A 25,655-nucleotide genomic window follows, 5' to 3' on the forward strand; every position below is an offset into this window, starting at 1 on the left:
CCAATCAGCAGCAAAGCCAATTCTTCAGGAAACACTAGAGCGAAAGTCGTCGTCGCCAGCAGCGCCGCCGCCCTCGTTCAGTGAGACGGCTTATAATCCCACCCCCAGAGACAAGTCAACACACCTCTCGTAAAAATTCTGACATTTTTATATCTACCCGTTTTTATTAAGCTTTTTTGAATGGCGTCTGAATATCGGCGAAAATCGTCCTCCTATATGGCCTTTTCCGGATTCATTTTACGAGCAATCAGTGAATCCGTTCCCCCAATAAGGCTTGGAGCGGCAGAGCCGCCTTTCACCAGGCGTTTTGTCGCCGGCCGGTACCGGCAATTGCCAGTTTCCCGCCCAGCACCTAATAGAAGTCCATACAATAGAGGAGCGAACGATGCTGGTCCTGAGTGAAGAGCAGACACGTAGCGCGCTGGCCTGGCCGGCGCTGATCGACGCCATCGCCACGATGTTTGCCGGCGACTGCGTCATGCCGGTGCGCCACCATCATGACATGGAGGTTCCCGGCGAAAGCGACGCGACCCTGCTTCTGATGCCGGCCTGGCTGCCGGGGGACTATATGGGCGTGAAGATGGTCACCGTCTTTCCCGACAATGCCACCCGCGCCCTGCCGGCGATCTTCGGCACCTATCTGCTGTCCTCCGGCAAGACCGGTGAGATGCTGGCGGTGATCGACGGCGGCGAGCTGACCGCGCGGCGCACGGCCGCCACCTCGGCGCTGGCGGCGCGCTATCTCGCACGGATGGACGCCGAAGAGCTGTTGGTCTGCGGCACGGGACGGCTGTCGCTCAACCTGATCCAGGCGCATGCCGAGGGGCGGGCGCTGAAACGGATCTGCATATGGGGCCGCGACCGCGACAAGGCGGAGCGCATCGCCAATGAAGGACGGGCGCTGGGCCTCGAGATCGGCACGGTCACCGATCTGGAAGCGGCCGCCCGTACGGCCGACATCATTTCCTGCGGCACGCTGTCGAGCACACCGCTGATCAAGGGAGAATGGCTGAAGCCCGGCGCCCATCTCGATCTCGTCGGCGGCTTCAAGCCGGACATGCGCGAGGCCGACGACACGGCGATCCGGCGGGCGGAGGTTTTCGTCGACACCCGTGCCGGCGCGATGAAGGAGGCCGGCGATATCGTGCAGCCGCTGAAGAGCGGCCTATTGGCGGAGGCCGCCATCCGTGCCGAATTGAGCGAACTCGTGCGCGGCACGCGGCCCGGCCGTCGGAATGATGACGACATCACCCTGTTCAAATCGGTGGGCGCGGCGCTGGAGGATCTCGCCGGCGCTATCCTCGCCTATGAATCTGCGCGAGGCCGGCCGGCGTGACACGCATATCGCCTTCCTTGCCCGAGCTTCCGGTCTCGCATGTGCTTACCGATATCGGCACGGCGCTTGAGCACGAGCGGCGCGCGGTCCTGTCGGCCCCGCCGGGTGCCGGCAAGACGACGCTGGTGCCGCTCCACCTGCTGGGCCAGGCATGGCGCGGCGACGGCAAGATCATTCTCCTGGAACCGCGACGACTGGCGGCCCGGGCGGCGGCGGCGCGCATGGCGTCGCTGCTGGACGAAGAGGTCGGCGATACCGTCGGCTACCGCATGCGGCTCGACAATCGCATCTCGGCGAAAACGCGCATCGAAGTGGTGACGGAGGGCGTGTTCGCGCGGATGATCCTCGACGACCCTGAACTCTCCGGCATCTCCACCGTCATCTTCGACGAATTCCATGAGCGCTCGCTGGATGCGGATTTCGGCCTGGCGCTGGCGCTCGACGTGCAATCGGCATTGCGCGACGACCTGCGCATCCTGGTGATGTCGGCAACGCTCGACGTGGAACGCGTCGCAGCCCTGCTCGACCATCCGCCTGTGATCGAAAGCATGGGCCGCAGCTTTCCGATCGATATCCGCCATCAGGATCGGCCGGCCGGCGAGCGGATCGAGGATACGGTGACGCGGGCGATCCTCGGCGCCCATGCCAGCGAACAGGGCTCCATCCTCGCCTTCCTGCCCGGACAGGCGGAGATCACCCGCACCGCCGAGCGGCTCGAAGGCCGGTTCGGGCCGGAAACGGTGATCGCGCCCCTCTATGGCAATCTCGGCCAGAAAGAGCAGGACGCGGCGATCCGGCCGGCGCCGAAGGGCACGCGCAAGATCGTGCTGGCGACCTCGATCGCCGAAACCTCCATCACCATCGACGGCGTGCGCATCGTCATCGACAGCGGCCTGCAGCGGCTGCCGGTGTTCGAGGCATCGACCGGCATCACCCGGCTGGAGACGGTGCGGGTATCGCGAGCCTCCGCCGACCAGCGCGCCGGCCGCGCCGGACGAACCGAACCCGGCATCGCCATCCGCCTGTGGCATCCCGGCCAGACGGCCGCGCTGCCGGCCTTCACGCCGCCGCAGATCCTTTCCAGCGATCTCTCCGGCCTGGCGCTCGATCTGGCCCATTGGGGCGTGCAGGATCCGGCCACGCTTGCCTTCGTCGATCAGCCGCCGGCAACGACACTTGCCGAGGCGCGGACGCTGCTGCGGCAGCTCGGTGCATTGGACGCTGACAATGGGCTCACGACGCGCGGAAGGCTGATGCGCGATCTGGCCCTGCCGCCGCGGCTGTCGGCCATGGTGATCTCGGCGGCGGAATTCGGCCAGGCGCGGGAGGCGGCGATGCTGGCCGTATTGCTGACGGAACAGGGGCTGGGCGGGCCGAGCGTCGATCTGGAGGAGCGGCTCCGGCGGTTCAAGACGGAAAAAGGCGAAAGAGCCGAGGCATCGCGCCGGCTGGCCGGGAGGTTGGCGGCAGCGGCGGGCGGAAACAGAGATGCAGCGCCCGGCGCGCCCATACTGGCTGGCTCCCTGCTGCTGCATGCCTTCCCTGACCGCATCGCCCTGCAGCGCGGCAGCCGCGGCCGTTTCGTCATGGCGAACGGGCGCGGCGCAGAACTGCCGGAGACGGAACGCCTGGCCGGCGCGCAGATGCTGGTCATCGCCGACCTGACCGGCCGGGCTGCGCAGGCCCGCATCCTCGCGGCGGCGGAAATTGCGCGTGACGACGTCGAGGAGCATCTGCCGGGCGAGATCCGCACCGAAGACCAGAGCCTCTTCGACAGAGCGAGCCGGCAGGTGCGCGCCCGCCGCGTCACCCGGCTCGGTGCCATCATCTTTGAAGAGACCCCCTTGCCGCGGCCATCGGGGGAAAAGGCGGCGAAAGCCTTGGCCGAGGGCATTCGCGAACTCGGGCTCGGCGTGCTGCCCTTTTCGAAAGAGGCGACGCAACTGCGAGACCGGATCGGCTTTCTCAACCGGACGATCGGCGAACCATGGCCCGATATGAGCGAAGAGGCCCTGCTTTTACGGCTCGAAGACTGGTTCACGCCGTTCCAGACGGATGCGCGCGGCCTTTCCGATATTTCCGCCAGCGGCCTCTCCAACGGATTGATCTCGCTCGTGCCGCATGAGCTGCAGCGCGATCTCGGCCGGATGGCGCCGACGCATTTCGAGGCGCCGACCGGACAGCGCCATCCGATCCAATATGATGGCGAGGAACCGTTGCTGACCATCCGGGTTCAGGAACTGTTCGGGTTGAAGCAGCATCCGGCGATCGGCGGCGGCAGGCTGCCGCTGCTGCTGGAATTGACCTCGCCGGCGCACAGGCCGATCCAGACGACGCGCGACCTGCCCGGCTTCTGGACGGGATCATGGAAGGACGTGCGCGCCGACATGCGCGGGCGCTATCCCCGGCATCCCTGGCCGGAAGATCCGGCGGATGCCGCACCGACCACTCGAGCCAAGCCGCGCGGGACCTGAGAATGGCGAGTTTCCTTGAAGGATCGGACAAGATGGCGGACGCGGACACCAAGCCGCAAGGCGATCACCACAGCAGCCGGCGATTGAGGCTGCAGACGCTGGTGCGGCTGCGCTGGCTCGCGGTCGGTGGTCAGACGGTCACAGTGATGATCGTCGCCTTCTGGCTGAAATTTCCGATGCCGCTTCTGGCCTGCTGCGTGCTGATCGCCTGTCTTGCCTGGATCAACTTCTTCCTGACGCTGCGCTATCCGCCGACGCACCGCCTGGAACCGCCGGCCGCCTTCGCGCTGCTCGGCCTCGACCTCTTGCAGCTCTGCGGGTTGCTGCTGATCACCGGCGGGCTCGCCAATCCATTTTCGGCGCTGGTCTGCGTGCCGGTCATCATTTCCTTTGCCTCGCAGCCGATCCGCTACAGCATGGCGCTGATCGTGCTGGCGATGATCTGCATCACCGGCCTTGCCTTCTCGCCCTTCCCGCTGCCCTGGTACGACGGCGTCGAGGTGAACGTGCATAGCGTGATGCAGCTCGGCGTCTGGTGCTCGATCGCCTCGACCATGGCATTTGCCGCTTTCTATGCCTATCGCGTCTCCATGGAAGCATCGCAGCTCGCCGACGCATTGTCGGCGACGGAGCTGGTCTTGCAGCGGGAAAAGCATCTGTCGCAGCTCGACGGGCTGGCGGCGGCCGCCGCCCACGAGCTCGGCACGCCGCTTGCGACCATCAGCGTCGTCGCCAAGGAGATGGAGCGGGAGCTCAGCCAGGACGACCGGTTCCGCGAGGATGTGGCACTGCTGCGCAGCCAGAGCGAGCGCTGCCGCGATATCCTGCGGCGGCTGACGACGCTGTCCTCCGAGGATGAGGCCCATATGCGGCGCCTTACGCTGTCGTCGATGATGGAGGAGGTGATCGCGCCGCATCGCGAGTTCGGCATCGGACTGGAGCTCATCGAAAAGAGCCCGCGGGCCGGCGAGCCGGTACTGTCACGCAATGCCGGCATCATGTACGGGCTCGGCAACCTCATCGAAAACGCCGTCGACTATGCGCGCCAGAAGGTGACCGTCACGGTGGAATACGACGCCGAGACGCTGACGATCGTCATCGAGGACGACGGCAATGGTTATTCACCCGAGATCCTGACGCGGATCGGCGAACCCTATGTCACGACACGGCAGCGCGACGACACCGCCGGCGGCCTCGGTCTCGGCCTGTTCATCGCCAAGACGCTGCTGGAGCGATCGGGCGCGAACCTCGCCTTCGGCAACCGCGATCCGGAGACGCCGGGCGCCCGCATCCGCGTCGAATGGCCGCGCGTTTTGATCGACAGTAATTCGACAAAATAAGTTTCAGGGCTTAAAACACCGGTCGTTAAAATCAGTTGTATTGTGCAGGCGGTACGCCGCCGGGATGAAGATGATGACGGATAGAGAGCTCGCCGACCCTCATGCGGGGGCCAAGGATGTCGCCGCCCATATCGGCCCTGATGCGACACTGCTGATCGTCGACGACGACGGACCTTTCCTGCGCCGGCTGGCGCGCGCCATGGAGACGCGCGGCTTTGCCGTGGAGACCGCCGAATCCGTCACGGAAGGCGTCGCCAAATCGAAGGCCAATCCGCCGAAATACGCCGTGGTCGATCTGCGCCTCGGCGACGGCACCGGCCTGGAGGTCATCGAAGCGATCCGGCAGCGGCGCGACGACACCCATATCGTCGTCTTGACCGGCTACGGCAATATCGCGACGGCGGTGACCGCCGTGAAGCTCGGGGCGCTCGATTATCTTGCCAAGCCCGCGGATGCCGACGACGTCTATGCGGCGCTGACGCAGCGGCCGGGGGAAAAGGCGGAGGTGCCGGAAAATCCGATGTCGGCGGACCGGGTGCGCTGGGAACATATCCAGCGCGTCTATGAAATGTGCGAGCGCAACGTCTCGGAGACCGCCCGCCGCCTCAACATGCATCGCCGCACGCTGCAGCGCATCCTCGCCAAGCGCGCGCCGAAATAGCCATCATTCTTCGGCTGTAAAAGACTTGCCCGTCGCCCATTCGGCCAAGAGCAGCCGCTGGGCGGCGGCGCGGGAGAAATTCAGCGTCACCGACTTGCGCGTCGCCGGCGCCAGGCGATGCTCCGGCGCTTCGCGGATCATGTGGGCGCCATAGCCGTCGGACAGGAAAAGCCCGCACTCCTCCGGGAAGATATCGAGCGGCACGTCCTTGTGGGTGGCGAAGAACAGCCGGTCGCAATGCTGGCGGTAGTCCGGCCATTTGCGGTCGACGCGGAAATCCTCGATCGACGTCTTGATCTCGATGATCCAGATCTCGCCCTTCTCGGAGAGGGTGATGAGATCGGCGCGGCGGCCGCTGGCGAGCGGCAGTTCCGGCAGGACGGCGTGCCGCATCTCGTGCAGCAGGCGCTGCATGCCCTTGCGCACAAGCATAGCCCGTTCCGACTGACGACCGTCTATTAACGGATTATTATTGTAAACGCTCAAAATCGTCATGAATTACCTCGGAAGCGAGCGGGAATTGTTGCAAAAAAGCCATGTCGCTTTAATTTGCGCGGCGGGACTATTGTCGTAGTACCGCACCAGCTTGCAAAGCCAAATTTAATGGAAAATAAACCATATTCAAAGATGGTGAATACCATCCCGTTCCCTGCCACAACTTACCAAGAGACTTCCATGCGCATCCGCAATGCTATGACCGCACTCGGCCTTGTCGCAACGCTTGCCACGGCTGGCTACGCCACCACCGCCGCAGCCACGTCGCCCGCCACCGCCAATTCCGCAACCGAGACCGTCCAGACCTTCGACGGCGATTACGGTGTGATCAGTGACAACGGTTTCCAGCTGCCGGCGATCCCGATCCAGAAGGTGAAGCCGCAGTTCCGCCGCCAGATCGTTTCCTACCAGTCTGACGAGGCGGCCGGCACGATCATCGTCAACACGCGCGAGCGCCATCTCTACTATATCCTCGGCAACGGCGAAGCGATGCGCTACGGCATCGGCGTCGGCAAGCAGGGCTTTGCCTGGTCGGGCACGGCCTATGTCGCCTGGAAGCAGGAATGGCCGACCTGGCATCCGCCGAAGGAAATGGCCGTGCGCCGTCCGGACATCGCCAAATATGTCGATGGCGGCATGAATCCGGGCCTCTCGAACCCGCTCGGCGCCCGCGCCATGTATCTCTACAATGAAAAGGGCCAGGACACGCTGTTCCGCCTGCACGGTACGCCGGAATGGGCTTCGATCGGCACCGCCGCTTCCTCGGGCTGCATCCGCCTGATGAACCAGGACGTCATCGACCTCTACAGCCGCGTCCTGCCGGGCCACAGCACCAAGGTCGTTGTGATCCAGTAATCGCTGGGTATTGGAATTCAAAAAAGGCCGCCGGAGATCGATCCGGCGGCCTTTTTGTTTGGGGAACTGGATATTGTCCTCCTTCTCCCCTCGGGGAGAAGGTGCCCGAAGGGCGGATGAGGGGGTGGCGCGGCAAAGAAATAATTCCTTGAGCTAGGATAGTTCGTGCTCGCGGCACCCCCCCTCACCCTGCCCTCTCCCCGAGGGGAGAGGGAATCTTGCCAAGCATCGCCTCTTCGCCGCAAAACGTCACAAGCGCAGGCTTACCCCGCCTGCTTCGCCTTCAGCTCGATGCGGCGGCGGTGCAGGACCGGTTCGGTATAGCCGTTCGGCTGCTCGCGGCCCTTCAACACGAGATCGAGCGCGGCCTGGAAGGCGACGGAGCCGTCGAAATTGCCGGCCATGGCGACATAGAGCGGGTCGCCGGCATTCTGCTGGTCGACGACAGCTGCCATGCGCTGCATGGTTTCGACGATCTGCGCCTCGGTGATGACCTTGTGATGCAGCCAGTTGGCCATGTGCTGCGCCGAGATGCGCAACGTGGCGCGGTCCTCCATCAGGCCGATATCGTTGATATCCGGCACTTTGGAGCAGCCGACGCCCTGATCGACCCAGCGGACGACATAGCCGAGGATGCCTTGAGAATTGTTGTCGATCTCGCGCTGGATCTCCTCTGGCGTCCAATTCGGGCGCGGCGCAACGGGCACCGAGAGAATGTCGGAGAGCTTGGCGCGGCCGCGGCTCTTCAGGCCCTGCTGGACATCGGCGACATTGACCTTGTGATAATGCGTCGCGTGCAGCGTCGCAGCCGTCGGCGACGGCACCCAGGCGGTGTTGGCGCCGGCCTTGGGGTGGGCGATCTTCTGTTCCAGCATCGCCGCCATCAGGTCCGGCATGGCCCACATGCCCTTACCGATCTGCGCGTGGCCGGAGAGGCCGCATTCCAGGCCGATATCGACGTTCCAGTTCTCGTAAGCGGCAATCCAGGCGGCCTGCTTCATGTCGCCCTTGCGGATCATCGGGCCGGCCTCCATCGAGGTATGGATCTCGTCGCCGGTGCGGTCGAGGAAGCCGGTGTTGATGAAGACCACGCGCTCGCTGGCGGCGCGGATGGCTTCCTTGAGGTTGACCGTGGTGCGGCGCTCCTCGTCCATGATGCCCATCTTGATGGTGTTGCGCGGCATGCCGAGCAGGTCTTCGACGCGCGAGAAGATCTCGACGGCGAAGGCCACTTCCTCCGGCCCATGCATCTTCGGCTTGACGACATACATCGAGCCGGCGCGGGAGTTCTTGCGGCGGCCATTGGGGCCGACATCGTAAAGCGCGATCAGGCCGGTGATGGCGGCATCCATGATGCCCTCCGGTACTTCGTTGCCGTCGCGGTCGAGGATCGCCGGATTGGTCATCAGGTGGCCGACGTTGCGCACCAGCATCAGCGAACGGCAATGCAGGTCGAACGTCGAGCCATCGGGCGCGGTATAGGTGACATCCGGATTGAGGCGACGTGTGAAGGTCTTGCCGCCCTTGGCGACCTCTTCCGTCAGGTCGCCCTTCATCAGGCCAAGCCAGTTGCGATAGACGACCACCTTGTCCTCGGCATCGACGGCGGCAACGGAATCCTCGCAGTCCATGATCGTGGTGATGGCCGATTCCAGGCGGACGTCGGAAATATGGGCCGGATCGGCCTTGCCGATATCGGTGCCGGCATCGATGACGATCTCGATATGGATGCCGTTGTTCTTCAGGAGGATATGTGAGGGGGCCGCGGCATCGCCGAGATAGCCGGCGAAATGCCTGCCGTCGGCGAGCGCCGTGGCGCCGTTCCTGGTTGCAATCGCCAGAGCGCCATTCTTGACGGCAAGGCCGGTGACATCCTTCCAGCCTGCGCCGGCGAGCGGGACGGCGGAATCGAGGAACTCGCGCACCCAGGCGATAACCTTCTCGCCGCGCTTCGGATTGTAACCCCGGCCCTTCTCGGCGCCATCGGCTTCGGAGATCGCATCGGTGCCGTAGAGCGCATCGTAGAGTGAGCCCCAGCGGGCATTGGCGGCGTTCAGCGCATAGCGGGCGTTCATGACCGGGACGACGAGCTGCGGGCCGGCGATCTCGGCGATCTCGGGGTCGACATTGGCGGTCGAAACCGTGAAGGTCGGGCCCTCGGGGATGATGTAGCCGATGTCGCGCAGGAAGGCTTCGTAAGCGGCGAGATCGATCGGCGCGCCGTTCTGGCGATACCAGCCGTCTATCGCCTCCTGCAGCTGGTCGCGCTTGGCGAGCAGCTCGCGGTTCTTCGGGGCGAGGTCGTGGACGATCGCCGACAAGCCGGCAAAGAAGGCATCCGCGTCGACGCCGAAGCCCGGCAGGGCCTCCTTGACGAGGAAATCATACAGGACCGGTTCGATCTGAAGCCCGTTTTTCTCGATGCGGCTCATAACTCAACTCCTCAAGGCCGTTGCACGGCTCAATTCTGACATGCTGCCACTTTGCGGATGGTTTCGCCCTCCGTCAATTTGGCAATAATTCGAAAGATTTATGCAATCCTGGAAACAATCACTCGGCTGCGATGCGCGGGCGGCCGCTGGCTGTCGCAACAAAGCGCGCCTCGACCAGCTTGCGGTTGCCCTCGACCTCCGGCGCATCCACCTGCTCATCCAGCGCGATGACCGGATCGACGGCGCCATTCAGCCGCGCCTGTGTCATCGCCACCTCCATCGCGCGCTGGCGTGCCAGCGCGAAGCTCCGCTCTTCGTCGGTAAACCGCAAGGTCTCGCCCGCCCCGTTCAGAACATAGATACCATCCTCCGGCATGGTGACGAAGACAGTGGCGGTGGTACGGATCTGGCCGACGACCGCGCCGATGGCATTGGCGACATCCGAATCGGCTGGAATGGCGCTGTCACTCGCCAGCATCGCCGCGATCGCGGGATAATAGACCGGCGCCGAGGCGCCGAGGCCGACCAGCGGGCGGTCGAGCGAGACGGCAAAGCGGGCAATGCCCGGCGCGCGGCGCAGCGCCCGGTCGATGGAGATCGATCGGGCCGGATCGAGATCGGCAACGCCATCCTCGGCCAGACAGGCGGCAAGGATGACATCGGCGGACTGACGCGTCAGGCGGTCGACGATCTTCTGCGCCAATTCTTCCACCGAAGCGGCGATCGGGCGGCCGGAACCGTCCTTCATCCGCATGGCCAGTGCCAGGCCAAGCCGGGCGGCCTCGGCATTCCACTGACCTTGCCGGCCGAGCACATGCATGGCGTCCGACGGCGTCAGGCCACTCAGATGCACGAGACCGCGCGCCACCAAGCGGTCCAGCGTCGCCTTCTGCGACGTCGCGGTCAGAAGCTGGTCGAGGGCCAGGGGGGCAGTACCGATCCTGTCGAACAGCGCCTGCTCCAGCGAGGTCAGCCCGCTTGCCAGATGGTCCGGCACGCCGGTGCGCACGGCAAAACGGCCGGCATTGCGGCCGAGATGCGGCGCACGCAGCTGCTGCTCCAGCACGCCGACAACGGCCTGGCCATGCGCATGGGCAAGCAGGCTGAGCGGCAGCAGGCGGCGCGGCCCAAGCTCGAAGCTGGCAACGAGGCCGCGATCGTTGATCTTCACTTCCGAATCGCCACCGAGACCATAGGTGCGCATCGCGACCGCCTCGACCATGGTTCGATAGCCGCCGACGACGGCGCCATCGGCATCGAGCCGTGGCCGGCCTTCCTCCATGACGGCGACATCGGTGGTGGTGCCGCCGATATCGGAGACCACGGCATCGTCGAGGCCGGTGAGATAGCGCGCGCCGACCAGGCTTGCCGCCGGACCGGAGAGGATCGTTTCGATCGGGCGAAGCTTGGCCTCGGCGGCCGAAATCAGGGCACCGTCGCCGCGCACCACCATCATTGGCGCCGCTATGCCGCGCTGAGCCAGAAACCCTTCGCAGGCGCCGACCAAGCGGTCGATCATCGAGACGAGGCGGGCATTGAGCAGCGTCGTCAGCGCCCGGCGCGGACCGCCGAGTTTGGAGGAAAGCTCGTGGCTGCAGGTGACCGGCAGATGGGACAGCTCGCGAATGGCGTCGCGCACGCGGATTTCATGCGCCGGATTCCTGACGGCGAAATAGCCGGCGATCGCAAAGGACGACACGCTCTTCGACAGCTCCGGCAAGGCCTCTTCCAGCGCCGTAAGATCAAGCGGGTTCTCGTTGCCATGGACGTTGTGGCCACCGGGCAGGAACAGCACGGGATCGGAGCCCAGCGCCTCGGCTAGGCCATCGCGCTTCAGATCGTCGGGACCGAAGCCGATCATCACCAACCCGGCGCGACCACCCTGCCCTTCCACCAGCGCATTGGTGGCAAGCGTCGTCGACAGCGAGACGAGGCCGATGGCGGACACGGGGATGCCGGAGGCGGCGATGACCGCATCGACGGCGCCGGCGATGCCGACAGCCAGATCATGCCGCGTGGTCAGCGATTTCGCCTTGGCGATGACGCCATCGGTTTCATGGAAGAGGACGGCATCGGTATAGGTTCCACCCGTGTCGATGCCGAGCAGGAAATGAGATGTCACGCTGATATAGAACCTCTGGAGCGGATAAAGATCATGGACTTCCACAAGGCCGGCGAGGACGCGAGCGAAGCGGCAGGCGCGGAGCCTATCTCGCCCTTGGCGGGCGAGAAAGCAATTTCATTGGTTTAGGAATTGCGAAACAGAAAGTTCCACATGTTCAAAGCCTGGCGCAATTTCTAAGCTATTGAAATTGCAAGAGAGGGGGTCTTTTCTTGATTGAATACTGTCAGAGCACAGTGCGCCCCTACCTACCCCCGCCCTTGCAATTTCTAAGCATTAGACAAGGGACAAGCCCTCGCCTAATCCTAAGAAATTGCTTTCCCGCCCGCCAAGGGCGGGATAAAATCTGTCCCCTACCGCCTCGTCACCCGCATCGGCAGCCCGCCCTGCGGCTGGGTCGTCAGCTTCTGCACCGGCCAGGGATTGGTCTCCTCCGTCGGATCGAAGCGGAAGCGGTGCATCATGACGGCAAGGGCGATGACGGCTTCCTGCAGGGCGAAGGTGGCGCCGATGCAGACGCGCGGGCCGGCGCCGAAGGGCAGGTACTGGAAGCGGTTGATCCTGCCGCGATTCTCCGGAAGAAAGCGCTCGGGCATGAAGGCGCGCGGCTTGTCCCAATAGAGCGCGTGGCGGTGCAGCGTCCAGGGCATGATCAGCACGGTGATGCCGGCCGGGATTTCGACGCGTTCGCCGCGTGGGCTCGTCCATTCGTCGTCGGCGATCGAGGCGCGGTTGATCGACGGGGCGGGCGGATAAAGGCGCATCGCCTCCTCGAAAGCGGCGCGGACATTCGGCATCAGGTCGAGCCAGGCGACGGGCTCGGCGCCGGTCGCCAGCACCCGGTCGATTTCCTCTTCCATCGCCTCGCGAATATGCGGGCTATTGGCGACGCAATAAAGCGTCCAGGCCAGCGCGCGGGCCGTCGTCTCGTGGCCGGCGCCGATGAAGGTCAGGATATTGTCCTCGATCTCCTCCATGGTCAGGCCGTCGGGGCCGGCCTTCTCCAGAAGCAGCGTCAGGAAATCGTCGGGTGCGGACGCACGATCCCGGCGCATCTTGTCGAGGCGCAGGTTCATGGTGTCGCGGACGATGCCGCGAAACTTATCGAGCACCTTCTGGCCGCCGATGCGGGTGACGCGCGGCACCCAGGATGGCGCGCGCAAGAGATCCATGGGATCGACCCGGCCCATGCGGTGCAGCAGCTGGTTGACGTCATCGGCGAAACTGGCGCCTTCCGTGACGATCTCACCGGAAAAGAGCGTCTCGGCAAGGATGGCGAAGGTGAGTTCGGTCATGTCGACAGCAATATCGAAAGTCCTGCCGTCGCCACCGACATCCTCGTATTTGCGGACGTAGTCCTCGCTCTGGCTCAGCATCTGGCCGGCAAAACCCTGGGCATGGCGCGGCGTGAAGACCGGCGCGACGGCCTTGCGCGACCGCTTCCACACCGGCCCTTCCGCCGTCAGCAGCCCGTCGCGCAGGATCGGCCGGAGTATGAGCTGGCGGATATCGGACATGCGGTAATTGGAAGCATTGTCGACCAGCACATGCTTGATCAGGCCGGGATCGTTGACGATCAACGTGCGCTCGCGAATGAAACGCGTCATAATCCAGGGCAGCGTATAGGACGGTTCGCCCCACAATTCGAGCGGATTGCGCAGGATGGTGCGGATGATCGTCAGGCGCGACGGCGGCACGGTGCGCGGGATCGGGGCCGGCGGAGAGAAGGCTTCCGGGATCATGTCCATGAGATCAAATCTCCCTCGAAAACCTTATTTTTCCGACCGTATAGAAGTCTAGAACAGTTCAGCGTTTCACGGAATCGCTGAACTGTTCTATCTATTGTTTTTGGCGCAATTCCGGACGGAAAACCGCTGCGCATTTCCCCGGAATCGCTAGAGCAGCGACTTCAGATCGCCCAGCTTATCATTGATAAGCCATCCATAGTAATTTTCTTCCGGCCAGACCGGTTGGCTGGCGCCACGGTTGCGGGCGGCGAGGGCTGCGGCGCGCTGGCGGGAATTGCCGACATTGTAGAGCGTCGCCGTCAGGCCCGGATTGGCGGAGATGTCCATGCCGGCGATCGAGCGATAATCGTCGATCGCCTTGCGGATCGAGGCGGCGACGAAGGCGAGCGACAGGTCCGGGTCCATGATGGCCTTGTAGACGCCGGCGGCATCCTTTTCGTCCAGCTTGGCGACGCCCGAGGTGCTGCTGACAAGATCGGACAATTCGAGCGCGGTCAGCGGATTGACCTGGCCGAGGCCGAAAGTCTGGCCGGCATAGAAGGGCTGGAAGAACACGGCGCTGAAACGATTGTCGGGGAAGGATTTGCCGTCGACTTTCTTGCCGCGGAATTCGCTGTCCCAAACGTCCTCGCGGCAGGTCCAGAGGCTGTAGGAATCGCGCTTGCCCTTGCAGGCGTCGAATTGCGGCCGGGCGACGAAATCGTCGACATCTTCGCCGCCATAGGCGAAGCGGAAGCTCTGGCCGGCATAGGACGCGGCCTTGACGTAGTAGGACTGCAGGCCGTCATAGGCGTCGACATTATAGGTATGCTCGCCGACCAGCGCGCCGATGATATGAATCGGATCGATGCCATAGGCGCGCGCCGTCGACTTGATCTTCGACATCAGCTTGGTATCGGACGCCAGAAGCTCGCGGACCTTCTGGTACTTGCGGTCGAAGGTCGAGTTCGTGCCCTTGGTGCGGCGCACGGACGCGCCGGGAATGGCGGGCTGCTCGGCATTGCGGTTGCCCGGCGGCACCATGGTCGCCGCGCCCGCATGGGCCGGCATCCAGGAAAGGCTGACAACCGCCAGAAGAAGGGGGATCACGATGCGTCGCACGATGGCTGCCCTGTCGAAGTTTCATCCGGTGTTTCCATGCGGCTGCCTGACGGACAATCTTGGCCGAATAAAGCCAAGCGACACAAAGAAACGGGCCCCTAACTAAAAAGTTAACGGCCCGCTGTCGAGTGATTAATATTTCAAGATGCCGATACCGGCATCCATCGCGCTACAGGATGAAGCGCGAGAGGTCGGTATTGGTGGCGAGATCGCCGACGTGCTCGCGGACATAGGCGGCATCGATGGTCACCGAGGCGCCGGCGCGGTCCGAGGCATTGTAGGAGATTTCGTCCAGCACCCGCTCCATCACCGTCTGCAGACGGCGGGCACCGATGTTCTCGACGGTGGAGTTCAGATGCACGGCGACATCGGCCAAGGCGTCGATGGCGTCGTCGGTGAAATCGAGCTTCAGGTCTTCCGTTTCCATCAGCGCCTTGTACTGGCGGATGAGGCTGGCTTCCGGCTCGGTCAGGATGCGGCGGAAATCCTCCTTGCTGAGCGGCTTCAGCTCGACGCGGATCGGCAGGCGGCCCTGCAATTCCGGCAGCAGATCCGAGGGCTTCGACACATGGAAGGCGCCGGAGGCGATGAAGAGGATATGGTCGGTCTTCACCGGGCCGTACTTGGTCGAAACCGTCGTGCCTTCCACAAGCGGCAGCAGGTCGCGCTGCACGCCTTCGCGCGAGACGCCGGCACCCATGCCGCCATCGCGGGCGGCGATCTTGTCGATCTCGTCGAGGAAGACGATGCCGTCATTCTCGGCGGATTGCACGGCCTCGCGCTGGATCGCCTCGTTGTCGATCAGCTTGTCGGATTCGTCGCGGATCAGCTCCTTGTAGGAATCCTTGACCGTGGTGCGTACCTTCTTCGTACGGCCGCCCATGGCCTTGCCGAACATTTCCGACAGGTTGAGCACGCCGATATTGGCACCGGGCATGCCGGGGATCTCGAAACCGCCGGGCATGCCGGCGCCGGTATCGGCCACTTCGATGTCGATTTCCTTGTCGTCGAGCTGGCCGTCGCGCAGCTTCTTGCGGAAGCTGTCGCGCGTTGCCGGCGAGGCGGTGGCGCCGACCAGGGCGTCGAGCACGCGCTCCTCGGCGCTCATATGCGCCTTGGCCTGCACCTCGGCGCGCTTCTTTTCACGCACCAGGCCGATGCCGACTTCGACGAGATCGCGGACGATCTGCTCGACGTCGCGGCCGACATAGCCGACTTCGGTGAACTTGGTGGCTTCCACCTTGATGAAGGGCGCGCCGGCGAGCTTGGCGAGGCGGCGGGAGATCTCCGTCTTGCCGACGCCGGTCGGACCGATCATCAGGATGTTCTTGGGCATGACTTCGTCGCGCAGATCGGGCTCGAGCTGCTGACGGCGCCAGCGATTGCGCAGCGCGATCGCCACGGCGCGCTTGGCCTCATGCTGGCCGACAATATAGCGATCGAGTTCGGAAACGATCTCGCGGGGGGAAAAAGTGGTCATTTCGTATGTTCCCTGTCAGGGCTAGAAACTATCAAGAGAGGAACGTCTCAGGCGTCGGCGTCGAGCGTTTCGACCACGACATTGTGGTTCGTATAGACGCAGATGTCGGCGGCGATATCGAGAGCGCGGCGGGCGACATCCTCTGCGGATTTGTCGCTGTCCATCAGGGCGCGGGCCGCGGCAAGCGCATAATTGCCGCCGGAGCCGATCGCCAGCGCGCCGTGTTCCGGCTCGAGCACATCGCCGTTGCCGGTGATGGCGAGCGTAACGCTCTTGTCGGCAACCAGCATCATCGCTTCGAGATTGCGCAGATATTTGTCCGTGCGCCAGTCCTTGGCGAGCTCGACGGCCGCGCGCATCAGCTGGCCGGGATATTGTTCGAGCTTCTTTTCAAGCCGCTCCAGCAGCGTGAAGGCATCGGCGGTCGCGCCGGCGAAACCGGCGATCACGTCGCCCTTGCCGATGCGGCGAACCTTGCGGGCATTGCCCTTCATGACCGTCTGGCCAAGGCTCACCTGGCCATCACCAGCCATCACAACCTTGCCGTCTTTTCGAATAGTAACGATTGTCGTCATTTAAACACCTGTTTGCCCCCGTTTCGGCGGGCTTTCTGCCGGGCCGCAGATCGGCCCCGTCGAGACCTATGTAAGAGGGCTTTTGCCGATTGCAAATCTCCCCGGTTCACGAACGCTGCCGCCAGGCCGGCCGGAGAAGTTCGCCCATGACTTAACTTCTGGATATTTGCCCATGTGCCTGATAAGGAACGGCCGTATTCCTGATGGAGCAGCCCATGGCAGAGACCGCAGCGAGCCGCACGGCAAGCGTTTCCCGCAAGACCAACGAGACCTCGGTCTCCGTGTCCGTCAACATCGACGGCAGCGGCAAGTCGACCATTTCGACGGGCGTCGGTTTTTTCGACCATATGCTGGAGCAGCTGTCGCGACATTCGCTGATCGACATGGAAATCGACACCAAGGGCGACCTGCATGTGGACGATCACCATGCGGTGGAGGATACCGGCATCGCGATCGGCCAGGCGATCGCCAAGGCGCTGGGCGACCGGCGTGGCATCACCCGCTATGCCTCGATCGACCTCGCCATGGACGAGACGATGACGAAGGCCGCCGTCGATCTGTCCGGCCGGCCCTTCCTCGTCTGGAACGTTTCCTTCAGCGCGCCGAAGATCGGCACCTTCGACACCGAGCTGGTGCGCGAATTCTTTCAGGCGCTCGCACAGAATGCCGGCATCACCTTGCATATCCTCAACCATTATGGCGCCAACAATCACCATATAGCCGAGACATGCTTCAAGGCCGTTGCCCGCGCGCTGCGCACGGCAACCGAGATCGACCCGCGGCAGGCAGGCCGTGTGCCCTCGACGAAGGGCACGCTCGCCTGACCCCATTTTGGGGAATTGAGGAAATGGCAAGCTATCTGATTTTGACGCCGCCCGACGGGGCGGACAGGGACGATGACAGGACGCGCTTCATCCGCGACGGCTTTTCCTGGCGGGCTTTTCTGTTCCCGACACTCTGGATGCTGTACCACCGCCTCTGGCTGCATGCCGCCGCAGCCTTCCTGCTGCAGGGCGTCGGGCTCGGGCTGATGCGCCAGCCGGGTCTGTTCGCCGCCGGTGCCGCGATCATCATCGGCGTGCGCATGCTTGCGGCGCTGGAGGGGCAACATGCCTTCTATCGCGGGCTTGCCGGGCGCGGATGGAAGACGGAAGGTCTGATTTCCGCCCATAATCTGGCGACGGCCGAGGAGATCCATTTCTCGGGCATCGAGCCGAAGGCGGAAGAGGATATCCAAGCGAATAATTGGGATATTCCTTCCCGTTCAAACATTCATACCGGCCGCGGCGGATCGACATTCGGTCTTCCCGGCTATGACGGAGGACGCTGAATATGCGCGTCGCGATTATCGACTACGGTTCGGGCAATCTGCGCTCGGCCACCAAAGCCTTCGAACGCGCCGCCCGCGAAGCCGGCATCGACGCCGAGATTGATCTCACCGACGACGCCGAGCGCGTCGCCACCGCCGACCGCATCGTGCTTCCGGGCGTCGGCGCCTATGCCGATTGCCGCCGCGGGCTCGATGCGGTGTCCGGCATGGCGGAAGCCGTCATCGACGTCGTGGAACACAAGGCCCGCCCCTTCCTCGGCATCTGCGTCGGCATGCAGCTGATGTCGTCGCGCGGACTGGAAAAGACGATCACGCAGGGGTTCGGCTGGATCAAGGGCGACGTCAAGGAGATGACGCCCGACGATCCCTCGTTGAAGATCCCGCAGATCGGCTGGAACACGCTGGATCTGAGGCATCCGCACGCGCTCTTCGATGGTATTCCGACCGGGCCGGACGGGCTGCATGCCTATTTCGTGCATTCCTACCATCTGGCCGCCGACCATGCCGACGATGTCATCGCAACGACCAGTTACGGCGGGCCGATGACCGCTTTCGTTGGCCGCGACAATATCGCCGGCGCGCAGTTCCATCCGGAAAAGAGCCAGAAGCTCGGCCTCGCCCTCATTGCCAATTTCCTGCGCTGGAAGCCGTAAGGCTCGCGCTTCGAGGACAGAAACCATGATCCTTTTCCCCGCCATCGACCTCAAGGACGGCCAGTGCGTGCGCCTGAAACTCGGCGACATGAACCAGGCGACGGTCTACAATCCCGACCCCGGCGCCCAGGCCAAGGCCTTTGAAGACCAGGGCTTCGAATGGCTACATGTCGTCGATCTCAACGGCGCCTTCGCCGGCGAGACCGTTAATGGCGCCGCTGTCGACGCCATTCTGAAGGCGACAAAGAACCCGGTGCAGCTCGGCGGCGGCATCCGCACGCTCGATCATATCGAAAACTGGCTGGCACGCGGGCTCACCCGCGTCATCCTCGGCACCGTCGCCGTGCGCGATCCGGCGCTGGTCATCGAAGCCTGCAAAAAATTTCCGGGTCGCGTGGCCGTCGGCATCGACGCCAAGGGTGGCAAGGTGGCGGTCGAGGGCTGGGCGGAAGCCTCCGAACTCGGCGTCATCGAGCTGGCGAAAAAGTTCGAAGGCGCCGGCGTCGCCGCGATCATCTATACCGATATCGACCGCGACGGGATTCTGACCGGCATCAACTGGGCTTCGACGCTGGAACTGGCCGATGCCGTCTCCATCCCGGTCATCGCCTCCGGCGGGCTGGCCTCGCTGGACGATATCCGCCGCATGGTCGAGCCCGATGCCCGCAAACTTGAGGGTGCGATTTCCGGCCGCGCGCTTTATGATGGCCGGATCGATCCGAAGGAGGCCCTGGCGCTGATCAAGGCGGCCAAGGGGAAGGAGATCGCGCAATGACACTGAAAGCCCGCGTCATCCCCTGCCTCGACGTCAAGGACGGCCGTGTCGTCAAGGGCGTCAACTTCGTCAATCTCGTCGATGCCGGCGATCCGGTCGAGGCCGCCAAGGCCTATGACGCCGCCGGCGCAGACGAACTCTGCTTTCTCGACATCACCGCCTCGTCGGACAATCGCGACACCATCTTCGATGTCGTCGCCCGCACCGCCGAGCAATGCTTCATGCCAGTGACGGTCGGCGGCGGCGTGCGCACCATCGCCGATATCCGCAAGCTGCTGCTCTGCGGCGCCGACAAGGTGTCGATCAACTCGGCGGCGGTGAACAATCCGGATTTCGTCGCCGAAGCCGCCGACAAGTTCGGCAATCAGTGCATCGTCGTGTCGATCGACGCCAAGCGGCGGCGAACCGAGGCGCTCGGCGGCGACAATCTGAGCGCCTGGGAGATCTATACCCATGGCGGCCGCAACGCGACCGGCATCGACGCCGTCGATTTCGCCCGCAAGATGGTCGAGCGCGGCGCCGGCGAGCTGCTCGTCACCTCGATGGACCGCGACGGCACCAAGGTCGGCTACGATCTGGAGCTGACGCGGGCGATCGCCGATGCGGTGCGCGTGCCCGTCATCGCCTCGGGCGGCGTCGGCGATCTCGATGATCTCGTCGCCGGCGTCAGGGAAGGTCATGCGACGGCCGTACTTGCGGCCTCGATCTTCCACTTCGGCACCTATTCGGTCGGCGAGGCAAAACGGTATATGGCCGAGCATGGCATCGCCATGCGGCTCGACTAGGGAGGAGCAGGACGGATGAGCGGATTTACCCTTTCCGACCTCGAACGGATCGTCGACGAGCGCTCCAAGGCGTCACCGGAAGAATCCTGGACGGCAAAGCTTTGCGCCGCCGGCCAGCCGAAGGCGGCGAAGAAGCTCGGCGAAGAGGCGATCGAGGCGGTGATGGCAGCGGTGACCAACGACCGCGACAACCTCACCTACGAGGCCGCCGATTTGCTGTATCATCTCATGGTGGTATTGAAGATCGCGGGCATTCCGTTGCAGAATGTCATGGGTGAGCTCGAAAGGCGCACCGCTCAATCCGGCCTTCAGGAGAAGGCGAGCCGGTAGAACGCGATGACAATAGCGACCAAAACCCCGCCGGCGCCCGAGACGCTCGATATTTTCCAGGCGAAAGCCTATTCGCCCTATTATTTCTTCTCCACGGAGGAATGGGCGAAATTCCGGGCCGATACGCCATTGACGCTCACCGCCGACGAAGTGACGCGGCTGCGCTCGATGGGCGACCCGATCGATCTCGACGAGGTCCGACGCATCTATCTGTCGCTGTCGCGCCTGCTGTCCTCGCATGTCGAATCCTCGCAGATCCTGTTCGAGCAGCGCAACCGCTTCCTCAGCCTCAACGGCGTCGCCAAGACGCCCTTCGTCATCGGCATCGCCGGCTCGGTCGCCGTCGGTAAGTCGACCACGGCGCGTATCCTGAAAGAACTGCTCGGCCGCTGGCCGTCGAGCCCGAAGGTCGACCTGATCACCACCGACGGCTTTCTCTATCCGAATGCCGAATTGCAGCGCCGCAACCTGATGCAGCGCAAGGGTTTTCCGGAAAGCTACGATACCGCCGCCCTGCTGCGCTTCCTATCGGCGATCAAGGCGGGACAACCTGACGTCAAGGCGCCCTGCTATTCGCACCTCGTCTATGACGTGCTGCCGAACGAATACAAGACCGTCGACCGCCCCGACATCCTGATCTTTGAGGGCATCAACGTGCTGCAATCGCGGCATTTGCCGGCCGACGGCAAGATCGTGCCGATGGTGTCGGATTTCTTCGATTTCTCGATCTATATCGACGCGGACGAGGATCTGATCCACAATTGGTACGTCACCCGTTTCATGCGCCTGCGCGAAACCGCCTTCCGCGACCCGCACTCCTTCTTCCACCGCTACGCTTCGATCACCGAGAGTGAGGCGCTGGCGATCGCCGAGGGCCTCTGGAAGAACATCAACCTGAAGAACCTGCGCCAGAACATCCTGCCGACGCGCCCGCGCGCCGACCTGATCCTGCGCAAGGGCAAGAACCATCTGATCGAGCAGGTGGCGCTCAGGAAGCTCTGATCCCGTTTCAGGAGTTCAGAGGTTCACGCGCCTTAATGTCAGGTTTATACGGCCGCCGCTTTTGAGGAGGGTCGAGGTGGCCGGGTGGATGCGATCCACGCCGTGGAAGCAGAGCCTGCCCTCGCCGCCAAGCACGACGATGTCGCCGCTCGCAAGCTTGAAGGATAGCGTGCGATCATTACGGTTGAGGCCGCCGACGCGGAAGAGGCAACTATTGCCGAGCGAGATCGACAGCACCGGCGCATTGAGGTCCTGCTCGTCGCGATCCTGGTGCAGGCCCATGCGGGCATCGTCGCCATAGAAATTCACCAGGCAAGCCTCCGGCGGCTTTTCATAGCCAGCTATGTTCATCCACAGCTCCAACAATTGCGGCGGCATGGCCGGCCATGCCTGGCCGGTGACGGGATGGGTCGGCTGATAGCGATAGCCGCGCTGCTTGTCCGTCACCCAGCCGAGCGAACCGCAATTGGTCATCCGCACCGACATCTCCTTGCCGGTGCCGGGCATGACCGGCGTATAGAGCGGCGAAGTGGCGACGACGGTGCGGATGGCCTCGACCAGTGCCTCTTGCTGAGGGCGGTCGAGATAGCCGGGGAGATGGCGAATTCCGTTGGGGAGAAGCATCGATATGTTCCTGCAATGTACCGGTCAGGTTATGCTATCGCTACACGAATGGCTTAGGCAGTTTCTGCTCTCCATAGCTACCCCCCCTCATCCGCCCTATCGGGCACCTTCTCCCCGAGGGGAGAAGGAGATGGCGGCCTTTTCGCCAAGAAACCGGGGCGGCTACGATAGTCGTCCCCTCTCCCCTCGGGGAGAGGGCTAGGGTGAGGGGGCTGCCGCAGAAACCACCCTCTCCGATAAACGCAAAAATAATCTAGCCAAGCCAAAACGCAGCCCGAAAACCTAGTCGCCGCCCACCTTGCCGCGCATCTTCTTGACCTCGGAGCGCCCGGATTTCTCCTTCAATCGGCGTTCGATCGAGCCTTTGGTCGGCCTGGTCTTCTTGCGCGGCGGCGGTGGCGGGGCGGCAGCTTCGAGGATCAGTTCCTTCAGCCGCTCGCGCGCATCCTCGCGATTGCGGTCCTGGCTGCGGAAGCGGCTGGCCTCGATCATCAGCACGCCGTCCTTGGAGACGCGCCGGCCGGCGAGCCTGACAGTATTGGCCTTGACGCGATCGTTGAGCGACGGCGAATTCTGCACATTGAAAAAAAGCTGAACCGCGGTCGCGACCTTGTTGACATTCTGCCCGCCGGGACCGCCCGCCAGAACGAATTGTTCCGTCAGTTCCCAGCCGGCAATGGTGATCCGGTCGTTGATGTAAAGCGCGTCGCTGGCCATGGTTCTCTCCGCGCCTGTCTATCCCATATTGGAGCGCGGTTGAAAACAGCACGGCAGCAAAATGAAACCCCTGCAGACAAGCCGCCGGGGTTTCACGTGAGTCATCAATGCGATGCGGCCGATTATTCCGCCGCGGCGCGCAATCCCGGGGCCGCGTCGCGGACGTTGCCGTCGACATGGTCCTCGAACTTGGCGAAGTTGGATACGAACATCTGCACCAGCTTCGCCGCCTGCGCGTCATAGGCCTGGCCGTCCGCCCAGGTGGAACGTGGATCGAGGATGGCGCTATCGACACCTTCGACCGCGACCGGCACCGCAAAGCCGAAATTCGGGTCGATGCGGAACTCGACATCGTCGAGGTCACCCTTCAGGGCGGCGGCGAGCAAGGCGCGCGTCGCCTTGATCGGCATGCGCCGGCCCGTGCCGTAGGCGCCGCCGGTCCAGCCGGTGTTGACGAGCCAGCAGCCGGCATCGTGGCGGGCGATCAGCTCCTTGAGCAGATTGCCGTATTCGGTCGGATGGCGCGGCATGAAGGGAGCGCCGAAGCAGGTCGAGAAAGTGGCTTCCGGCTCGACGACGCCCTTTTCCGTGCCCGCGACCTTGGCGGTGTAGCCGGAGAGGAAGTGGTACATGGCCTGTTCCGGCGTCAGCCTGGCGATCGGCGGCATGACGCCGAAGGCATCGGCGGTCAGCATGATGATCGTTTCCGGATGGCCGGTCATGCCGGATTCGGAAGCATTCGGAATGAAATGCAGCGGATAGGCGCTGCGGGTGTTCTCCGTCAGCGAGCCGTCGTCGAGGTCCGGCGTGCCATGCTCGTCAAGCACGACATTTTCCAGCACGGTGCCGAAGCGACGGGTGGTGGCGTAGATTTCCGGCTCGGCCTCGGCCGACAGGCGGATGGTCTTGGCGTAGCAGCCGCCTTCGAAATTGAAGATGCCGTTTTCGCCCCAGCCATGCTCGTCGTCGCCGATCAGCGTGCGGGTCGGATCGGCCGACAGCGTCGTCTTGCCGGTGCCCGACAGGCCGAAGAAGATCGCCGCGTCGCCATCCGGGCCGACATTGGCCGAGCAGTGCATCGGCATGACGCCGCGCTCCGGCAACAGGTAGTTCAGCACGGTGAAGACCGATTTCTTCATCTCGCCGGCATAGGATGTGCCGCCGATCAGGACGATGCCGTTGACGAGATCGCAGGCGATCACGGTTTCCGTGCGGCAGCCATGACGCTCGGGATCGGCGCGGAAGCTCGGAAGATCGATGATCGTCAGCTTCGGCACGAAGCTTTCCAGCGCCGAGCGCTCCGGACGAATGAGCAGGTTGCGGATGAACAGCGAATGCCAGGCGAATTCGGTGATGACCCGTGTCGGCAGGGCATAATCGCGGTCGGCGCCGCCGATCAGGTCCTGAACGAACAGATCCTTGCCCTGTACATGCGCCAGCATGTCCTTGTGCAGCAGCGCGAAATGCTCCGGCGACATCGGTTTGTTGTTGTCCCACCAGATCTGGTCTTCGGTCACGGCGTTGCGGACGACGAATTTATCCTTCGGCGAACGGCCGGTATGCTGGCCGGTCAGGGCCCGCAGCGCGCCATCGGCGGTCAGATCGGCTTCGCGCCGACGAATCGCCTCCTCATAGAGATGAGCCTCCAGGAGGTTGTAACGCACGCTGGCGGCGGCTCCCAGGCCGATCGATTCGAGTTCGATTGCGGGATTACGGACGCCGAATTGCTCCATCGCTTCATTCCTCTACAAGGCCGTCGGCCGTTGGTACTGAAGGGAGCCTAGTGGTCTCCATTTAAAAGCACAAGAGCCAGAAACGAAAAATCTTTAATGATATCAGATATTTAATCGATTTAAATAAATACGGATAATTTTAAATCGTTTGAAAGACGCGGTCGAGGACATTTGGTCACACAACCCCTGGTGCGGTATTTGCAGCTTCGACAATCCTTCCCTTTATCTTTGCCACAATTTGTTCCACCTTTATCCCCATAAGCGCGCCAGGTTACCGCCAACCGAGATGGCAAGCCGCCTGGGCTGGATTCCAAATCCGGGAGATGCGCACTAATGACGGAGACGAACACCATGTTGACAATCGCGCTCGTAGACGACGACCGTAATATCCTGACGTCCGTGTCGATTGCCCTGGAGGCCGAGGGATATAAGGTCGAAACCTACACCGACGGCGCTTCGGCGCTCGACGGCCTGCTGGCCCGGCCGCCGCAACTGGCGATCTTCGACATCAAGATGCCGCGCATGGACGGCATGGAGCTTCTGCGCCGCCTGCGGCAGAAATCCGACCTGCCCGTGATCTTCCTGACGTCGAAGGACGAAGAGATCGACGAGCTCTTCGGCCTGAAGATGGGCGCCGACGACTTCATCACCAAGCCCTTCTCGCAGCGTCTGCTGGTCGAGCGCGTCAAGGCGGTGTTGCGCCGCGCCTCTGCCCGCGAAGCCGCGAATGCCGCCGGCGGCAATGCCGCGCCGAAGCCCGGCGCCACCCAGCAGGCCCGCTCGCTGGAACGCGGCCAGCTCGTCATGGACCAGGAACGCCACACCTGCACCTGGAAGGGCGAGCCGGTGACGCTGACCGTCACGGAATTCCTGATCCTGCATTCGCTGGCCCAGCGCCCCGGTGTGGTGAAGAGCCGCGACGCCCTGATGGACGCCGCCTATGACGAGCAGGTCTATGTCGACGACCGCACCATCGACAGCCACATCAAGCGGCTGCGCAAGAAATTCAAGATGGTCGATCTCGAATTTGATATGATCGAGACGCTGTATGGCGTCGGCTACCGTTTCCGCGAAGCAGCATGATAGT

Annotated in this window: 23 protein-coding genes; 13 read left to right on the forward strand and 10 right to left on the reverse strand. The window is 63.4% G+C overall.

The window, feature by feature from the left end:
* The first annotated feature begins 385 nt into the window (after positions 1-385).
* From FHX11_RS21850 to FHX11_RS21865, 4 genes are all read left to right on the forward strand, one after another.
* Positions 386-1,336: an ornithine cyclodeaminase family protein gene (locus FHX11_RS21850; RefSeq protein WP_184360726.1), complete on the forward strand. Its 951-nt coding sequence runs from the start codon at positions 386-388 to the stop codon at positions 1,334-1,336.
* A gap of 5 nt (positions 1,337-1,341) precedes the next feature.
* Positions 1,342-3,810: an ATP-dependent helicase HrpB gene (gene hrpB, locus FHX11_RS21855; RefSeq protein ID WP_184361552.1), complete on the forward strand. Its 2,469-nt coding sequence runs from the start codon at positions 1,342-1,344 to the stop codon at positions 3,808-3,810.
* Positions 3,811-3,842: 32 nt separating this feature from the next.
* Entirely contained in the window at positions 3,843-5,150 is a 1,308-nt protein-coding gene (locus FHX11_RS21860) for an ActS/PrrB/RegB family redox-sensitive histidine kinase (protein ID WP_184360729.1), read from the forward strand.
* Positions 5,151-5,223: 73 nt separating this feature from the next.
* Complete coding sequence (locus FHX11_RS21865) at positions 5,224-5,811, forward strand: ActR/PrrA/RegA family redox response regulator transcription factor (protein ID WP_184361555.1); 588 nt, start codon at positions 5,224-5,226, stop codon at positions 5,809-5,811.
* 3 nt (positions 5,812-5,814) lie between these two features.
* Here the strand turns inward: FHX11_RS21865 and FHX11_RS21870 are convergent, their stop codons facing one another.
* Positions 5,815-6,306 (reverse strand): MmcB family DNA repair protein, encoded by a 492-nt coding sequence (locus tag FHX11_RS21870; protein WP_184360732.1) that lies wholly within the window; start codon positions 6,304-6,306, stop codon positions 5,815-5,817.
* Between the two features lie 180 nt (positions 6,307-6,486).
* Between FHX11_RS21870 and FHX11_RS21875 the strand changes: the two genes are divergently transcribed.
* A complete protein-coding gene (locus FHX11_RS21875; RefSeq protein WP_184360735.1) occupies positions 6,487-7,161 on the forward strand; it encodes a L,D-transpeptidase in 675 nt (224 codons plus the stop codon).
* Between the two features lie 263 nt (positions 7,162-7,424).
* Here FHX11_RS21875 and FHX11_RS21880 read toward each other — a convergent pair whose 3' ends face one another.
* The 6 genes from FHX11_RS21880 to hslV all read right to left on the reverse strand — a co-directional run bounded on the left by FHX11_RS21880 (position 7,425) and on the right by hslV (position 16,619).
* Positions 7,425-9,593 (reverse strand): malate synthase G, encoded by a 2,169-nt coding sequence (locus FHX11_RS21880; RefSeq protein WP_184360737.1) that lies wholly within the window; start codon positions 9,591-9,593, stop codon positions 7,425-7,427.
* 118 nt (positions 9,594-9,711) lie between these two features.
* The gene (locus FHX11_RS21885; protein WP_184360741.1) at positions 9,712-11,715 is read right to left on the reverse strand and encodes a hydantoinase/oxoprolinase family protein; all 2,004 of its coding nucleotides are present in this window, start codon (positions 11,713-11,715) and stop codon (positions 9,712-9,714) included.
* A 353-nt stretch (positions 11,716-12,068) separates the two neighbouring features.
* Positions 12,069-13,463, reverse strand: a complete 1,395-nt coding sequence (locus tag FHX11_RS21890) for a cytochrome P450 (RefSeq protein WP_184360744.1) — start codon at positions 13,461-13,463, stop codon at positions 12,069-12,071.
* A gap of 147 nt (positions 13,464-13,610) precedes the next feature.
* Entirely contained in the window at positions 13,611-14,564 is a 954-nt protein-coding gene (locus FHX11_RS21895) for a DUF1402 family protein (RefSeq protein ID WP_184360747.1), read from the reverse strand.
* A 169-nt stretch (positions 14,565-14,733) separates the two neighbouring features.
* Positions 14,734-16,044, reverse strand: a complete 1,311-nt coding sequence (gene hslU, locus FHX11_RS21900) for an ATP-dependent protease ATPase subunit HslU (protein ID WP_184360750.1) — start codon at positions 16,042-16,044, stop codon at positions 14,734-14,736.
* 47 nt (positions 16,045-16,091) lie between these two features.
* Positions 16,092-16,619, reverse strand: coding sequence for an ATP-dependent protease subunit HslV (gene hslV / locus FHX11_RS21905; protein ID WP_184360753.1), 528 nt, complete (start codon positions 16,617-16,619; stop codon positions 16,092-16,094).
* A gap of 215 nt (positions 16,620-16,834) precedes the next feature.
* On the opposite strand from hslV, the gene hisB reads away from it, so the two are divergent.
* From hisB to coaA, 7 genes are read left to right on the forward strand one after another with little or no spacing between them, the layout of a single operon-like run.
* On the forward strand, positions 16,835-17,443 hold the full coding sequence (gene hisB / locus FHX11_RS21910; RefSeq protein WP_015338215.1) for an imidazoleglycerol-phosphate dehydratase HisB: 609 nt from the start codon (positions 16,835-16,837) through the stop codon (positions 17,441-17,443).
* A gap of 23 nt (positions 17,444-17,466) precedes the next feature.
* Positions 17,467-17,949 (forward strand): DUF2628 domain-containing protein, encoded by a 483-nt coding sequence (locus FHX11_RS21915; protein ID WP_184360756.1) that lies wholly within the window; start codon positions 17,467-17,469, stop codon positions 17,947-17,949.
* A 2-nt stretch (positions 17,950-17,951) separates the two neighbouring features.
* The gene (gene hisH, locus FHX11_RS21920; RefSeq protein WP_184360759.1) at positions 17,952-18,602 is read left to right on the forward strand and encodes an imidazole glycerol phosphate synthase subunit HisH; all 651 of its coding nucleotides are present in this window, start codon (positions 17,952-17,954) and stop codon (positions 18,600-18,602) included.
* 25 nt (positions 18,603-18,627) lie between these two features.
* A complete protein-coding gene (gene hisA / locus FHX11_RS21925; protein WP_184360761.1) occupies positions 18,628-19,377 on the forward strand; it encodes a 1-(5-phosphoribosyl)-5-[(5-phosphoribosylamino)methylideneamino]imidazole-4-carboxamide isomerase in 750 nt (249 codons plus the stop codon).
* A complete protein-coding gene (gene hisF / locus FHX11_RS21930; protein WP_184360764.1) occupies positions 19,374-20,162 on the forward strand; it encodes an imidazole glycerol phosphate synthase subunit HisF in 789 nt (262 codons plus the stop codon). Before hisA ends, hisF begins: the two co-directional genes overlap by 4 nt.
* Positions 20,163-20,177: 15 nt before the next feature.
* Positions 20,178-20,492: a phosphoribosyl-ATP diphosphatase gene (locus tag FHX11_RS21935; protein WP_184360767.1), complete on the forward strand. Its 315-nt coding sequence runs from the start codon at positions 20,178-20,180 to the stop codon at positions 20,490-20,492.
* A 6-nt stretch (positions 20,493-20,498) separates the two neighbouring features.
* Positions 20,499-21,494, forward strand: coding sequence for a type I pantothenate kinase (coaA, locus tag FHX11_RS21940; protein ID WP_184360769.1), 996 nt, complete (start codon positions 20,499-20,501; stop codon positions 21,492-21,494).
* Between the two features lie 15 nt (positions 21,495-21,509).
* Here coaA and FHX11_RS21945 read toward each other — a convergent pair whose 3' ends face one another.
* The 3 genes from FHX11_RS21945 to FHX11_RS21955 all read right to left on the reverse strand — a co-directional run bounded on the left by FHX11_RS21945 (position 21,510) and on the right by FHX11_RS21955 (position 24,568).
* Positions 21,510-22,118: an alpha-ketoglutarate-dependent dioxygenase AlkB gene (locus tag FHX11_RS21945; protein WP_184360772.1), complete on the reverse strand. Its 609-nt coding sequence runs from the start codon at positions 22,116-22,118 to the stop codon at positions 21,510-21,512.
* A 282-nt stretch (positions 22,119-22,400) separates the two neighbouring features.
* Positions 22,401-22,835 carry an alternative ribosome rescue aminoacyl-tRNA hydrolase ArfB gene (arfB, locus tag FHX11_RS21950; RefSeq protein ID WP_184360775.1) on the reverse strand — a complete coding sequence of 145 codons (435 nt, stop codon included), beginning with the start codon at positions 22,833-22,835 and terminating at the stop codon, positions 22,401-22,403.
* 122 nt (positions 22,836-22,957) lie between these two features.
* Entirely contained in the window at positions 22,958-24,568 is a 1,611-nt protein-coding gene (locus FHX11_RS21955) for a phosphoenolpyruvate carboxykinase (RefSeq protein WP_184360778.1), read from the reverse strand.
* A 351-nt stretch (positions 24,569-24,919) separates the two neighbouring features.
* Between FHX11_RS21955 and FHX11_RS21960 the strand changes: the two genes are divergently transcribed.
* Complete coding sequence (locus FHX11_RS21960) at positions 24,920-25,651, forward strand: response regulator transcription factor (protein WP_210292551.1); 732 nt, start codon at positions 24,920-24,922, stop codon at positions 25,649-25,651.
* Positions 25,652-25,655 lie beyond the last annotated feature (4 nt).

It is taken from the genome of Rhizobium sp. BK602, assembly GCF_014195095.1.
Taxonomy (GTDB): domain Bacteria; phylum Pseudomonadota; class Alphaproteobacteria; order Rhizobiales; family Rhizobiaceae; genus Rhizobium.